This window comes from Candidatus Alkanophaga liquidiphilum, assembly GCF_053996935.1.
Map to the genome: position 1 here is coordinate 1 of NZ_JBMXYC010000054.1, position 12,686 is coordinate 12,686.

General features: G+C 51.2%; 15 protein-coding genes. 6 read left to right on the top strand and 9 right to left on the bottom strand.

The features are described 5' to 3' along the window. Positions 1-122: 122 nt before the first annotated feature. Positions 123-1,334: a hypothetical protein gene (locus tag ACXJJA_RS07200; RefSeq protein WP_456487535.1), complete on the top strand. Its 1,212-nt coding sequence runs from the start codon at positions 123-125 to the stop codon at positions 1,332-1,334. Then, positions 1,321-1,905 (top strand): methyltransferase family protein, encoded by a 585-nt coding sequence (locus ACXJJA_RS07205; protein ID WP_456487536.1) that lies wholly within the window; start codon positions 1,321-1,323, stop codon positions 1,903-1,905. Before ACXJJA_RS07200 ends, ACXJJA_RS07205 begins: the two co-directional genes overlap by 14 nt. A 286-nt stretch (positions 1,906-2,191) precedes the next feature. Here the strand turns inward: ACXJJA_RS07205 and ACXJJA_RS07210 are convergent, their stop codons facing one another. Then, entirely contained in the window at positions 2,192-2,683 is a 492-nt protein-coding gene (locus ACXJJA_RS07210) for an HIT family protein (protein WP_456487537.1), read from the bottom strand. A gap of 315 nt (positions 2,684-2,998) precedes the next feature. Between ACXJJA_RS07210 and ACXJJA_RS07215 the strand changes: the two genes are divergently transcribed. The 3 genes from ACXJJA_RS07215 to ACXJJA_RS07225 are packed head-to-tail and all read left to right on the top strand — an operon-like array spanning position 2,999 to position 4,198. Then, a complete protein-coding gene (locus ACXJJA_RS07215) occupies positions 2,999-3,154 on the top strand; it encodes a hypothetical protein (protein ID WP_456487538.1) in 156 nt (51 codons plus the stop codon). 22 nt (positions 3,155-3,176) lie between these two features. Then, positions 3,177-3,791: an RlmE family RNA methyltransferase gene (locus ACXJJA_RS07220; RefSeq protein WP_456487539.1), complete on the top strand. Its 615-nt coding sequence runs from the start codon at positions 3,177-3,179 to the stop codon at positions 3,789-3,791. 5 nt (positions 3,792-3,796) lie between these two features. After that, on the top strand, positions 3,797-4,198 hold the full coding sequence (locus ACXJJA_RS07225) for a DUF61 family protein (protein WP_456487540.1): 402 nt from the start codon (positions 3,797-3,799) through the stop codon (positions 4,196-4,198). A 26-nt stretch (positions 4,199-4,224) separates the two neighbouring features. Here ACXJJA_RS07225 and ACXJJA_RS07230 read toward each other — a convergent pair whose 3' ends face one another. The 8 genes from ACXJJA_RS07230 to ACXJJA_RS07265 form a co-directional block, all read right to left on the bottom strand. Then, positions 4,225-4,548 (bottom strand): DUF6951 family protein, encoded by a 324-nt coding sequence (locus ACXJJA_RS07230; protein WP_456487541.1) that lies wholly within the window; start codon positions 4,546-4,548, stop codon positions 4,225-4,227. 32 nt (positions 4,549-4,580) lie between these two features. After that, positions 4,581-7,136 (bottom strand): FAD-dependent oxidoreductase, encoded by a 2,556-nt coding sequence (locus ACXJJA_RS07235; protein WP_456487542.1) that lies wholly within the window; start codon positions 7,134-7,136, stop codon positions 4,581-4,583. Next, on the bottom strand, positions 7,133-7,972 hold the full coding sequence (locus ACXJJA_RS07240; RefSeq protein WP_456487543.1) for a CoB--CoM heterodisulfide reductase iron-sulfur subunit B family protein: 840 nt from the start codon (positions 7,970-7,972) through the stop codon (positions 7,133-7,135). The genes ACXJJA_RS07235 and ACXJJA_RS07240 overlap by 4 nt, the downstream gene beginning before the upstream one ends. Then, positions 7,969-8,565, bottom strand: coding sequence for a 4Fe-4S dicluster domain-containing protein (locus tag ACXJJA_RS07245; RefSeq protein ID WP_456487544.1), 597 nt, complete (start codon positions 8,563-8,565; stop codon positions 7,969-7,971). The genes ACXJJA_RS07240 and ACXJJA_RS07245 overlap by 4 nt, the downstream gene beginning before the upstream one ends. A gap of 21 nt (positions 8,566-8,586) precedes the next feature. Further along, positions 8,587-9,579 carry a 4Fe-4S dicluster domain-containing protein gene (locus ACXJJA_RS07250; protein ID WP_456487545.1) on the bottom strand — a complete coding sequence of 331 codons (993 nt, stop codon included), beginning with the start codon at positions 9,577-9,579 and terminating at the stop codon, positions 8,587-8,589. Next, the gene (locus ACXJJA_RS07255) at positions 9,576-10,001 is read right to left on the bottom strand and encodes a hydrogenase iron-sulfur subunit (protein ID WP_456487546.1); all 426 of its coding nucleotides are present in this window, start codon (positions 9,999-10,001) and stop codon (positions 9,576-9,578) included. Before ACXJJA_RS07255 ends, ACXJJA_RS07250 begins: the two co-directional genes overlap by 4 nt. A gap of 413 nt (positions 10,002-10,414) precedes the next feature. Beyond that, positions 10,415-11,488: a (Fe-S)-binding protein gene (locus ACXJJA_RS07260; protein WP_456487547.1), complete on the bottom strand. Its 1,074-nt coding sequence runs from the start codon at positions 11,486-11,488 to the stop codon at positions 10,415-10,417. A 34-nt stretch (positions 11,489-11,522) separates the two neighbouring features. Next, the gene (locus ACXJJA_RS07265; RefSeq protein ID WP_456487548.1) at positions 11,523-11,780 is read right to left on the bottom strand and encodes a hypothetical protein; all 258 of its coding nucleotides are present in this window, start codon (positions 11,778-11,780) and stop codon (positions 11,523-11,525) included. Between the two features lie 184 nt (positions 11,781-11,964). Here ACXJJA_RS07265 and ACXJJA_RS07270 point away from each other — a divergent pair, with 184 nt between their 5' ends. Continuing rightward, a complete protein-coding gene (locus tag ACXJJA_RS07270; RefSeq protein WP_456487574.1) occupies positions 11,965-12,621 on the top strand; it encodes an MBL fold metallo-hydrolase in 657 nt (218 codons plus the stop codon). Positions 12,622-12,686 lie beyond the last annotated feature (65 nt).

Sequence of the window (12,686 nt, forward strand, 5' to 3'; positions counted from 1 at the left end):
GCTACCGCACTCAGACAACGAGTGGATATGTGGCTCCGCTTTCGGCTACGCCCAAATTTGCTATCGCAAACTTCACATATCCCCAGAACATTGTGCGAAATTGCCTTTAGAAGGAAAAAGCGATGAGTAAAATATCAAAAACATTATTAGGAATATGTTTGATTCTCTCCATGCTATCTGTTGCCATCTTTTTTGGTTTCACAAGACAAAATTCGTTATCCCCATCTGACGAATCAAGTATCTCGATAAGTCTTCTAAAAACAGTTGACATAGGCGCTGGTGCCAGACCTGAAGTTGTGGCCACTGATGATCGAGTTTTTGTGGTTTACTTGGCTAATATAAGCACTCAAAATCCAAATGCTAAAACCCATAGCCTAAAGATACTCAATAGGGATTTAACACAAGAAATTGCTTCAAAGGATTTAGTTTCATACTCTTCAAAATATGGTAGTCCGATAGATGTTAGAATTGCCTCAGACGGTAATTATCTTTATGTGTTTTATCAGACAACTTTTATGGACAGTAGTTATCTCTTTGGAGCAAAATACACCTTAGATGACAATTTTGAAAAGGTGGCTTATACCCCAGAACCGATTGCAACAGGACCTATATGGCTCAAAGCTCAGCCAGGAGATGAACTAGTCGATGACCCAATACCTTTAATAGGCTCTAATTCTGTTTTTGTCATAACCAGAATAAAGCAGGAATCATTTTCTAAAGAAGAACCCATGATTTACAGGGTCAGAGAATTTACCAGCGATTTGCAAACCAAGCTTGCTGAATTTGACCTCGATCTATCGAGTGTGGCTGGCGGTAGCCCGAGACAAGCCAGCGCTATTTATTATAATGGCTACTATTACATGGTAGTGCCAACTACAACAGAAAGCGGAGATTATGACCTTGATATGATTACCCCTTCCGATTTGCTCCTGGTAAAGCTTAATCAGGATTGGCAGATTGTAGAATCTAAATTCATTTCTCAAGAACCCGATGATGTGGAAACACCTGATGATGTGGAAACTTTTGTTACAGGATTTCAAGTTTACAATGGCTATTTCTTTATAACCTACAAGCAGGGGCATAAGGAAGGCTCAAAATGGTCTTATGTATTACGCTTGAAGGCTTACGACCAAAATTTCAATTTGGTTCTTTCCGATATTGTTAGGAAAGCCGCTAGTAGAGGAGAGAGCTTAAAATCATCATTGGAAGTCACCGACGATAGAATTTATGTTGGTGTTGCTGCTGGTCAGGGACCAACGCCACCGGGCGTTCCTATGTCAACAAGGAGTGTTGTAGGACAAACAGCTAAGATCTATGTCTATGAGTGGCAATGAGGCAGCTAATGAATCGATGGCAACTTCGTATGTCCGCCAGCTGTTAAGTGAAATGCCCAAGCCCGCAAGATTAATACCCAGGATTATGCATAAGAAAGGTATAGGTCACTTAATTGGTCACATAGCATATATTGGTTTATATGGAGTATTGATAATATCTACCATTTTTCTTTATAATTCTGCTAATTTAGCGAAATTGGTATATGCAGGATGGATAATCTTGGCATCGGGAATTATTTTTCTGTTGTGGTCAAGCAAATCACGAAAGGAAGGGCATAAAGAGGGTATTGGTAGAGGATCTCTTGTTGAAAGTGGAGTGTATGCTTTTGTTCGCCATCCTGAATTCCTTGGTCATATATTGATAATTTTTGCTTTGGTTATTATTTCACAACACTGGATCGGCTTGATTGTTGGCGCAATCTTAATTGTTCTACTGTGTCTTGCCATGATAGAAGAAGAAAAGAGAAACATAGAAAAGTTTGGCGACGCATACAGCGATTATATGAAAAGAGTTCCGAGAATAAATTTAATAGCCGGAATTATTAAGCAAATACATAGCAAGAGAGAATAAAGATTGGTGATAAAAGTTTAAAATGAGCGGGCTTGGGCACTCTGCGGTGCTTCGCACCTTGCTCCTCGGGTCACTTGACAGCGGGTATGCAGTTGTTACCGCCCACCTAAGCCTCTCGCTACTAGAACTTCGCATACCCGCGAGCCGTTATAGCAATTTTAGATGATAAATGGCGAAGCTTGCTTCATAAATACCAAAAAGTTCCGGCCCTCAAACTTTCGGCTTTTAAATTCGGCTAAGAAAATTCCCGCCAATACTCAGTAGCCTTCGCGCCTCCGTTCTACTCTCACTCCTGCAGCTCCCCCAGCGCCCTTTTCAGCTTCTTGTAGGTGTCCGCCAGCGCTTCCGGGATAACTTTGACGTCTGCGAGCACGGGCATGAAGTTCGTGTCGCCGTTCCAGCGGGGGACGACGTGCGTGTGAATGTGGTCTTCGACGCCGGCGCCTGCCGCCCTCCCTAAGTTCAAGCCGATATTGAAGCCGTCGGGGTTAAACGCTTGCTTCATGGCTTTCAGCACACGTTGTAAGAAGAGGAAGTGTTCGGTAGCCTCTTCGAGCGTGAGCTGTCCGACGTCGCCGATATGTCTGTAAGGAGCGATTAAGAGGTGTCCGGGGTTGTAAGGAAAAGAGTTGAGGATGAGGAAATTGTGCTCGCCCCTCAGGAGGATGAGGTTTTCCTCGTCTTTTCGCTCACGGGGCTTCTCACATAGGAAACAGCCCTCAGATTTATCCGCCGTGAGTATGTAAGTTATGCGCCAGGGCGCCCACAGCCGCTTCATGTTTCCCTGTTTGTCCTCGGGCATAAAGCATTTTACCTTCGTTTCGCATCACGGTCGGAGTTCAGCGAGGATTTGTGGCAGTCGTTATTTGGGGCGTCGCCGTTGACTCGCTCAAAGACGTGTGGGTAAAGGTTAGCAAATTTCTCTCAAGACAGCAAAGTGAAAAGTGAAGATAGCTGAAATGTCTGGAAAGGAAGTGACAAGCTGCATTGTCTTTGTGGAGCAGTTGAGAGCAAGCGATGCCGCGGACTTGGTAGCGACGTAGATGGATGAGCTAACCCAAACCTTTTCTTCCCCTCCATCGTATTAAAAAACATGCAAGTAAAGCTCGTCGTTGACGGTAAGGACGTAACTCTGAACAAATTCGTGCAGGAAATGCTGGGCAGAATGCTTGCGGGCGCCGTTTCTGCGTTACATGGTGTCGAAGAGGACTGGAAACGCATCGAGTTGTTCGCATCTAAGGAAGAATAGCAACGCAGCCAAGCTTGAAGAAATGGGAAAAGCAAGAAGGGCAGCAGAAAGGAGGAAGGACGCATTTTACAGGATGGCAAAGGAACAGGGCTACCGCTCACGGGCGGCGTTCAAGCTTCTGCAAATAAACTCCAAGTTTAATGTAATAAAGAAGGGATACGCTGTAGTTGACCTCGGCGCTGCGCCGGGGGGCTGGCTGCAGGTCGCAAAAGAAATTTCAGGCGGCGTGGTCATCGGCGTGGACTTGCAGCCTATCGCAAAGATAGAGGGCGTCGAGACGCTACGCTACGACATCACGAGCGAGGATGCCTTTGAGAAAATTAAGGAAGTTTTGAGGAAATTCTCGTGCGAGCACGTTGACGTTGTGCTTTCAGACGCGTCGCCGAACATCTCAGGCATCTGGAGCTACGACCATTTTCGGTCTTACGAGCTTTGCGAAGCTGCGTTAAAAATAGCCACGAAGCTTTTAAGGAGCGGCGGAAACTTCGTCACGAAAATGTTTCAGGGTGAGGCTTACCGAGATTTTTACGAAGAAGTCCGCCGCAACTTCGCATTCACAAAGGCATACTCGCCGCAAGCATCAAGAAAGCACAGCGCCGAAATCTACATCATCGGAAAAGGGTTTAAGCTTAAGTGATATTCATGGACGAGAGAACACTGGTGAAGCTCGTTCGCTCCCTGAACAAGCACCTGCCAGAGCGGAGGAAGTCGCTCGCCACGCTTTTACGAGAAGGAGCTCCGAGAGTTTACGGACGGGATGGCTCCCCCCACAGGTTCAAAAAGGAGGAATTGCGGCTGCTTGCGAGCATTTTGCCTGAGGAGCTGCACGAGCGACTTTTCCTGCCGATATACATAGAGTTTGCGCCGAACTACGGGCGGGGTGCCGCAAGAATACATGGCAAGCTCGAATGCGAGGTTGTCGGCAAGATTATTGGAAAAAACGTAAAGCAAAGCGACGAGATGATAATCTACAGGCCTGAAGTTAGAGAACTTCGCAAGAAGCTGCCGACGACCACGCAGTATGCATTTTTCTTCAGCTTTTAACGCCACATCAGCCAAGCCGCTTGCTACTACTCCTCAAACACGATTTTAAGTTCCCTGCTCTTCAAAGCATGGCTCCTTGAGATAAGTCCGAGCTCAAGCCTTGCCGCGTTCATGACGCCGCACGGAACGAGGCACGATGGCGTAAGATAATCGCCCGCAACTTCCATGATTTTATTTCTAGAGAAATGCATCACGTCCTTTATTCCCACCTCCCCTAAGGCTTCGTTGAACCGCTTCACGTGTTCGCAATCGCTCTTGATTTCTACCTTCACAGAGCTTCCGCTCTTCTCAGCTCTGATCACTGCCTTGTATCCGCATATCGGCATATCCACAATTACTTTCGTTGCCATGTTCTCACCGGTGCTCCGTGATGAAGTAAAAATTAAGAAAGTAGGATGTCAAGAGACCGAAGGAGCGTTTCGTCTTTAAGAGCCGCCGCCACAGCCCCGGAAGGACACGCCGCGACGCATGCGCCACAGCCCTTACATAGCGTCTCGTCAACATGCGACACCCTTACAACAGTTTCTAAAACCGTCCCGTATGTTGACACGCCCACTTTCCGCTCCTCCAGCGAGATGGCAGCATTCGGGCAGACAGACTCGCAGACGCCGCAGCCACTGCAGGCACGCTCGTCCACGACGGAAACGACACGCTGCACCACAAGCGCATCCTTCGAAAGGATTTCGAGCGCTCGCAACGCCGCTGCCGCCCCGGAGACTACGCACTCCTCAACAGTCTTTGGCTTTGCGGCAGAGCCGCAGACGAAAACGCCGTCAACAAGCGTGACAAGCGGCTTTAGTCGTAAGCTCGGATTTTCGACAGAATCAACAACGAAGCCATCTTCCGTAGGCAGCTTAAAGCCAACGGCGTTGGGCACGAGCGGCAGACAAAGCACCAACACGTCCGGTCGCAGCTCGATGTAGTCGCCGAGGAACTCGTTAAACGCTGTAAGCACGCCGTCTTCGAACTTCACGTCCCCACTCTTGATGAAAACGACGCCTTTCTCTCTCGCTTCGTTGTAAAGCAGTTCCCAGTGCCCGTAAGCCTTAATGTCCTCGTAGAAGACGAAGACTTCGGCGCCGGCGTTCCTCGCACGCAATGCATTCTTTAAGGCAGAAAGACAGCAAAGCTTCGAGCAGTAGCCGACTTTTTCACGCTCAGCGCATAAAAGCATGGCGACAGTCCTCCCCTCTAAGTCGTCATAACACTCGAAGTCGAGCAGCGTCATCACGCTCTCCGCTTTCCATGCTTGCGGCAGCTCGCTCACGCCGGTAGCGACGATGACGACGCCAGCTTCTACTGCGGAGCCATCGCTGAGATGTGCCACGAAGTTCCCGACGGTGCCCTCAAGCGCTAAAACCTCGCCCTTCCGCACCTCCACACCTTCTATCCGCCTCTTCAGGTCGCTCAGCACCTCAGCCGCCGCTCTATCGCCGACACTCCGAAGCCTGTTGAGCATCCCGCCTATTTCCTCCTTTTCAACAAGGCATACATCGAAGCCGAGTTCAGAAAGCGTTGCAGCCGCAGAGAGCCCCGCAGGTCCACCGCCGACCACTAAAGCTTTTTTCACAACGGACACTTTTACGCTTTTCGCCTCTGCAAAGCCGAGTCGCTCGATACCGAGCCTGACAAGCTCCCTCGCCATTTTCTCGTCGCCGCCGACCCATGCGCAACCCTCCCTAACGTTCACAATTTCAAGAAACGATGGATCGAGCCCTGAACGGGCGCAGACACGTTTTAAGAGACGCTCGCAGAACCTTGGGCTGCAGCCGACGAACAATATGCTACGACGCTCTGCAGCGAGCTCTTTAACAGCCTTCACCGCCCCCTCGCAGCTTGACGCCATCCTCACGTCGCCGAATCTCCTTGTGAATTCAACGATACTCGCTGCAAACGGAATTTCGCCGCCGCAATCGCAAACGACGACGCCCAGCCCCCTGCCTTTTTCTAATGTTTCAAATCCTTCTTTCCCACGTTCCAGCCCTTTAGCAGCTTCTGCCGCAGCCGCAAGTGCGGTTATGACGCTCTCCTCAACCTTCAGCGGCATGATTGCGGCGCCGCCTGCAAAGATTCCCGAAACTGAGGTTCTTCCACGCGCATCCGCTTTGACGAAGCCGAACTCGTTGGTCTCGACGCCGAAACGCCCCGCAATTCCAGTAGAACGAAGCCCGACAGCGAGCACGAGCATGTCAAGCTCCAGCTCCTTGGTCTTTCTTCCTTCTTCGTAGCGGACGACGAGCTTACCGTCATGTTCCAGCACCTCCGCCACTCTCGTCCTGATGTATTTAACGCCGGCGTTCTTCAGCCGCTCTACGAGTTTGTCGTCCCTGCCGAAAGTGCGGACGTCCATGTAGAAGACGAAGACTTCAGCGTCGGGGTAACGGCTTTTTACGACCCAAACCTCCTTAGCGGTGTAGGCGCAGCAAGCCGCCGAACAAAGCTCGAAGTCCTTGCACCTTGAGCCTACGCACTGCACAAAGCCTATTCTCCTCGGACGCCGCCCGTTAATTTCAAGCTCGCCGCAGCCGCTTATCAAATCTTCAAATTCGAGCGACGTGAGCACGTTTTTAAGCTCAGGGCGGTAGCGACGCTCCGGCGTCGCGGTCTCGTAGCCCGTCGTCAGGAGAATACGCTCTGCCACAACTTCACGCTCCTCACCGCCGCTCGTCTGAAGCTTGAGCCTGAAATTTCCCTCCGCTCCTTCAACGCCCTTCAGCTCTGCTTTCTCGACAATTTCAATGTTTTCATGAAGCCTCGCCTCCATTAACAACGGGTTCAGCCCAGTAAGGCATTCCGCAAGCCTCGCCACATGCCCACCAAGCTTGCCCTTTTCGATGATGCAGACTTTTATGCCGGAGTTTGCGAGCGCAAGAGAGGCAGAAAGTCCTGCAACGCCTCCGCCCACCACCACAACTTGCGTCTTCAACTCCGCACTCATCTCAGCACCTTTCTAATAATCTCTCTCGTCGAGATGATGTTTTTGTGTAGTCCAAGTTTCTTCGGCTTTATGCCTAAGGTGAGACCGACGAGCTGCGTGAAATAGAGGACCGGCATTTTGAATTCCTTTCCGAGCGCTGCTTCGATATCCGGCTGCTTTGCATCGAGCATCAAATGGCAAAGCGGGCACGCCACCGAAATTGCGTCGGCGCCCGCCTTTTTTGCCTCCTCTAATATCTGTGCCGTCATTTTCAGCGGGATTTCTTCAGCGGTCATCAAAATCGGACCGCCACAGCACCTTGCCTTCAACGAAAACTCAGGAACGTCGGCGCCGAGCGCTGAAAGCAGCCTGTCCATGCTTTCTGGATAATCAGGGTCGTCAAAGCCGAAATCTGAAGGGCGGACTGTCAGACAGCCGTAGTAGGGCACAACACGCACGTCCAGCTTCTTTTTCGACCTCGTCTTAATTTCCTCAAGGAAGTCGTTCGCAAGCACGTCGAGAACGTGCCGCACTTTTATCCTGCGAGCGTAGCTCGTTCCTATTCGGCGGCGCAGCTCCTCGTCCCTCAACGCATAATCCGTTCTTCTCAAATTGTAGAAACAAGCGCTGCATGGCACCACAAGGTCAAGTCCAGTCTTCTCCGCAAGCACTAAGTTCCTTGCGTTCAGAGCGTATGCGAGTAGCGGGCTTTCAACCTCTAGGGCGCCACAGCAGTTCCAGTCCTCAATTTCGACAAGTTCGACGCCCAACACCGAAAATACTGCACGCACCGACATGTCGTATTCCTTCGAAGAGGTGTGCGACGTGCACCCCGGATAATAAGAGAACTTCTTCATTTGTGTTCACCTCCTGTTTCCACGCTGGAGGACGGCGAACCGCTGAACCTCTTGAAGACCTCCCTGATCTCTTTGACACGCTTTATTTTGTCAGGACGTAGCGCCACCTTGCCTTTTTTGAAGAGGCGCATGCCTATCCCCTTGTAAGAAAGGAACAGCTTGAAACCAAGCCCCGAACGCTTGGCAAACGTCCTAAGAAGTCCAGCTTCGTATTGCCTGCCATATTTGGCAACCATTTCAAGAAAGCACTCGTCAAATGCCGGCTTTGTGCTTTCGAGTTTTAAGCGACCTGCTTTTGCTTCCTCGGCGGCGAGTCGCCGCAACGCCAGCACGATTTCCGAAAAGCGGACGTCCTGCGGGCAACGCTCGTAGCAGTTCTGGCACGAAGTGCAGAGCCACAGCCCCTCCTCGTCCAGCACGTCCCTCAAGCCAAGAAGGCACTTCTCCACCACGAGCCTCGGGTTCCAGTCCACGAACTCAGAAATTGGACAACTAACGGTGCACGTCGAGCACTGGACGCAGCGCAGCAACCGCTCCGCCCCCAACTCGCCAACTACCTTGTCCCTAAATTCAGGGTCCACACGCATCGTCATTCGCTATGCCTCCTTGTTAGCCTATCTCGGCTCAAGCTCGTCCTCTTCGTATGTGAGTAGGGGTATTGGCTCCGTTTCGTCCCTTCCGGGCACATAATCGAAAAGCTCACGCACGCTTTCAGTCCCTACAGGAAAGAGCATGGTCAGCGGCAAATCTTTAGGACAAGCGCTCTCGCAAGCGCCACAGCCCACACAGCTCACGCTCACGTGATACATCCTGACGAGATGGAAGAGCAAGAGGTTCGCTGGCAGCCTGATGCCGCCCCGCAACTCCGCAATATTCAAAAGAGCATCGCCCATCGGCGCCCCTACTGGCTTCTCGAAAAAGCACTCCTTGCAGTAGCATATCGGGCACACATCCCGGCAGTTCTTACAGAGAATACACTCCCTCAGCACGTCAAGAAGCTTCTCGACGCTGTTAACCTCCGCTAACTGCCTCTTTATCTCTTCTTTTGCTTTCTGCACTTCCTTAAGCGACTGCGGCGCCCTCGAAACTCCCCGCTCTTTCAACGGCACACCGGCAGCTGAAAGCACTTCCTCGCCTTTCGGTGTCAGCGTCACAAAAAACGGCTTCTCAACGCCGAGCCTGACGTAAGCGATGTCGCCAAACTCCGCAAGTCGTCTCTCGCAAATCTTGCATGCCACTCTTTGATTCTCAAAGCCGCCCTTTGCCGCAAGCTCCAACGTGTCATAAGTGCCCTCGCAGTCCACGCAGATTAAAACGACTGCGTCCCTGCTAATCTGGTTCAGCTTCACAAGCTCGATGACGGCTCTCGCCTCGCACGGACGCACGACGGCGGCAACCCTTCGCTTCTCGCCGCTCAAAAAGCCCTTGAGGATGTTTGCGCAGTTTACACCGAAATAAGGTTCAAGAGTCGCATTTTTCAGCTTCTCTTCGCTCGTCACGAGCGTGTAAAAGACGCCGCCATTCAACTTCTGCGGCACAACTATGCCGTCGAGCGTCGGGAGAAGCGTCTTCAGCAGCTCCTCAAAGCCGAGCTCTGCAACTTTCATAGCAGCTCCTCCCTCAGCGGGTTCGGTCCGAGGGTTTTTGCGCGCTCAACCAGTTCCTTCATGACTTCTGCGAACTTTGCGCCCTCGGAGGCAGAAATCCACTCCATTCGCAACCTCCTGTCAAGTCCGAAGTTCTCCAAAATTTTCTTTAAAGCGTTGATCCGGCGTCGTGCGAAGTAGTTGCCCTGGATGTAATGACAGTCGCCGGGGTGGCAGCCGCCGATGAAAACTGCATCTGCGCCGTTCACCAACGCCTTTATCACGAATATCGGGTCTATGCGTCCTGAGCACATCACCCTGACAATGCGGATGTTCGGTGGGTATTTCGTTCTGGAAGTTCCTGCGAGGTCGGCGCCCGCATACGTGCACCAGTTGCACGTGAAGCCTACAACTTTCGGCTCGAATCCTGTTCCTGATTCCATTTCAACGTTTAATTCGTTTCAAGCTTTATAAATAATAAGAGCTTTTTCATTGCTGTTGTCAGGCTCCTCAATACGAGGCTTTACAGCATTCCAAGTTTCTTAAAAGTAAAAAGGCGAAAAGAAGGCAGCAGATGTGCTCCTTAGGCGGCTCTCCTAAGATTGTTAAGCAATCTTCCCTTTGACCAGTTCTGTGATTACGCTCTCACATACGACTACGGGGTGAACCGTCGGTCGGGAATTTACAGTCCCTGATCATATCGCCGTCGAGCTTGAGCTGGATTTCTACGGTGTGCCCGTAGAGCTTACTATTCTCACTGCACCATCTGAACCTCCCAAGGCGTGCCAAAGTTCTTCAGGTTGAATAAAAATCATCAGCCCCATCAGCTCCTTGGTTCTACAGGCTTGCTTCCCGGTCAGAGCAATTCTGTTATGTATTTTGTATCCTTCTTTATTCCCCCTTTCCTTGCGGCGTATTTAAAGTTAAAAACGCAGAAGGGGCAGGAAGTGACGAGGGTTTCCGACGGCGCCGCCCGCAGCACCTTCGCCGCCACTTCCATCGAGAGCTCTTTGTAAAGCGACCTTATTCCGGCGCCGGCGCCGCAGCACATACCATTCTCCCTGCTCTCGCTCATCTCTCTTATTTTCACCCCGCACCTTTCTAATATCCTCCGAGGCGCCTCATACAAACCTTCTTTCCTGCCCAAGCGGCAAGGGTCGTGATATGTCACTTCCATCTCCTTTTTCTCCAGCTTCATCCGCCCCTTTCTCATCAACTCGTCCAAAACTTCGACCACATGATGCACTTCGACCTCAAATTTTTCGCCAAGGACCTTTGGATAATATCTCTTAAAACAGCGGTAACATCCTGCACATGGCGTGATTATCCTTTCTATACCCAATTTCCCGAAGCGTTCGGCGTTCTGCCTGAACACCTTCTCTGCCAAGTCTCGTAGACCCGCATCGTAAAGGTAAACGCCGCAACAGCCCTCATTCCGGAATATCATGAAGTCCACACCTGCACGCTTTAGGGCAAGATATGTGGATTTTGCGCTCTCCTTTACCAAGTATGAAGGGAGACAACCAAAGTAGAGTAATGTGCTGCTTTCCCCTTCCTCAAACTCCTCCGAGAGCCATTCCAACCTCTTTTCAGGGTCGCCGCCGACTGAGTTCCCAAGCTCCAGAATCCAACTCACTATGCGTTTGTGCCCCTCCAAAGGGGCAACGCCCCGCCTCACAAGCTCCGCCCGTGCAGTTTCCACGATACTCGTGACATTTACGACACTCGGGCACGCCACTTCGCACCGCCCGCATTCCGGACAATTGTAAATGGCTTCTACCATCTCCGGCGGGGCACTTCCTCCCTCAAATATGCGTTTCGCAGCATTTATGCGAGCGAGCGGTGAGAACGCCTCCTTACCCGTGGCCTCGTAAATGGGGCACACGTCCACGCAAAGCTCGCACCTCGTGCACTTTTCTATCTCCTCCATTCTCCCACCACCTACGCTCGGCACGCCTACACGCTCAAAAATCAAAGTCCCCCTCGCTCAAAGCTTCTGAAGCCTCGTCAAGCAACTTCCTAAATAGGTCCGCTGGCTTCACGCCGAGCGCTGCCGCATAGTGCGCAACTTCTTGCCCGAATCTTGCCATGCACTGCCCACCGCCCATTTGGCAATAAAGGGAGAGCTTGGCGCCCTCTTTTAGTCTTTCTACGACCTTTTTCTCATGTTCCGTCAGGGGTTTGCCCCGCTCTTTTTCGAGCCACTCCTCCATCGCACTCATATGTTCACGCCTCCAGCCTTCATGCCATTTTTTTGTCTTCATGGTCTTCCGTCTTACGAAATTATTTCAAGGAGCGAGCTTGACTTTAACTTAATCCGAAGCGTGAGTTGCGGGCCATGGCAGGGGCTTCCAACTCAAACCGAGGAGTAAATAAAAAAAGACAACATCTGTTGTGGTGAATGAGATGAGGGTCACGAAGAACGTCTATTGGTTCCCGGAGCGAGGACTGCTCGATGCAAACACGTATCTTATAGATGACGAGCTGACTGTTCTTATAGACCCGGGGTTACATAAATACGTGAAGCGTCTTGTGAAGGACATGCGGGGCGACGGCTTTGAGCCGCGGGACGTCGACGTAATCACGATAACGCACTTGCACATCGATCATTACGGGGCGGCGAGCGTTTTCAAAGAACTCTCGGGGGCGAAGATAGCCATCCACCCCATACAGAAGCAATACCTGCCGCTGGCGGGCGAAGTTTCGAGCTTTTTCGGCATCAAAACGCCTAAATTCTCCGAAGATTTCCACCTCGGCGAGCGGCTGAGCTTGGGCAGCGTGACGCTCGATATCATAAAGACGCCAGGGCACTCCCCAGACAGCATCTGCTTTTACTCCCCCGAACTCAAAATCCTGGTGAGCGGCGACGTCATCTTCGACAGGAGTGTCGGACGCACCGACCTCCCCGGCGGTAGCGGCGAAGAACTCAAAGCCTCTATAAACAAGCTCTCCACGTTCGACACCGAATATCTCCTGCCGGGACACATGAGCGTGGTTGAAGGCAAGAGAAATGTGATAAACAATTTTGAATTCGTCAGGAAGTATTATTTCGACTGGCTTTGAGGTCAGCTGCTCCACCTAAAAGGGGTGGAGCTTGCCCGAATGCTAGGGCAACGAAGAGCTGACTA

Bases quoted from the DNA above. Each gene is read 5' to 3' on its own strand.
- ACXJJA_RS07240 (WP_456487543.1), bottom strand. From the start codon at position 7,972: ATGAAGAAGTTCTCTTATTATCCGGGGTGCACGTCGCACACCTCTTCG.
- ACXJJA_RS07255 (WP_456487546.1), bottom strand. From the start codon at position 10,001: ATGGAATCAGGAACAGGATTCGAGCCGAAAGTTGTAGGCTTCACGTGC.
- ACXJJA_RS07230 (WP_456487541.1), bottom strand. From the start codon at position 4,548: ATGGCAACGAAAGTAATTGTGGATATGCCGATATGCGGATACAAGGCA.
- ACXJJA_RS07225 (WP_456487540.1), top strand. From the start codon at position 3,797: ATGGACGAGAGAACACTGGTGAAGCTCGTTCGCTCCCTGAACAAGCAC.
- ACXJJA_RS07210 (WP_456487537.1), bottom strand. From the start codon at position 2,683: ATGAAGCGGCTGTGGGCGCCCTGGCGCATAACTTACATACTCACGGCG.
- ACXJJA_RS07215 (WP_456487538.1), top strand. From the start codon at position 2,999: ATGCAAGTAAAGCTCGTCGTTGACGGTAAGGACGTAACTCTGAACAAA.
- ACXJJA_RS07260 (WP_456487547.1), bottom strand. From the start codon at position 11,488: ATGGAGGAGATAGAAAAGTGCACGAGGTGCGAGCTTTGCGTGGACGTG.
- ACXJJA_RS07245 (WP_456487544.1), bottom strand. From the start codon at position 8,565: ATGACGATGCGTGTGGACCCTGAATTTAGGGACAAGGTAGTTGGCGAG.
- ACXJJA_RS07235 (WP_456487542.1), bottom strand. From the start codon at position 7,136: ATGAGTGCGGAGTTGAAGACGCAAGTTGTGGTGGTGGGCGGAGGCGTT.
- ACXJJA_RS07265 (WP_456487548.1), bottom strand. From the start codon at position 11,780: ATGAGTGCGATGGAGGAGTGGCTCGAAAAAGAGCGGGGCAAACCCCTG.
- ACXJJA_RS07270 (WP_456487574.1), top strand. From the start codon at position 11,965: ATGAGGGTCACGAAGAACGTCTATTGGTTCCCGGAGCGAGGACTGCTC.
- ACXJJA_RS07250 (WP_456487545.1), bottom strand. From the start codon at position 9,579: ATGAAAGTTGCAGAGCTCGGCTTTGAGGAGCTGCTGAAGACGCTTCTC.
- ACXJJA_RS07220 (WP_456487539.1), top strand. From the start codon at position 3,177: ATGGGAAAAGCAAGAAGGGCAGCAGAAAGGAGGAAGGACGCATTTTAC.
- ACXJJA_RS07205 (WP_456487536.1), top strand. From the start codon at position 1,321: ATGAGTGGCAATGAGGCAGCTAATGAATCGATGGCAACTTCGTATGTC.
- ACXJJA_RS07200 (WP_456487535.1), top strand. From the start codon at position 123: ATGAGTAAAATATCAAAAACATTATTAGGAATATGTTTGATTCTCTCC.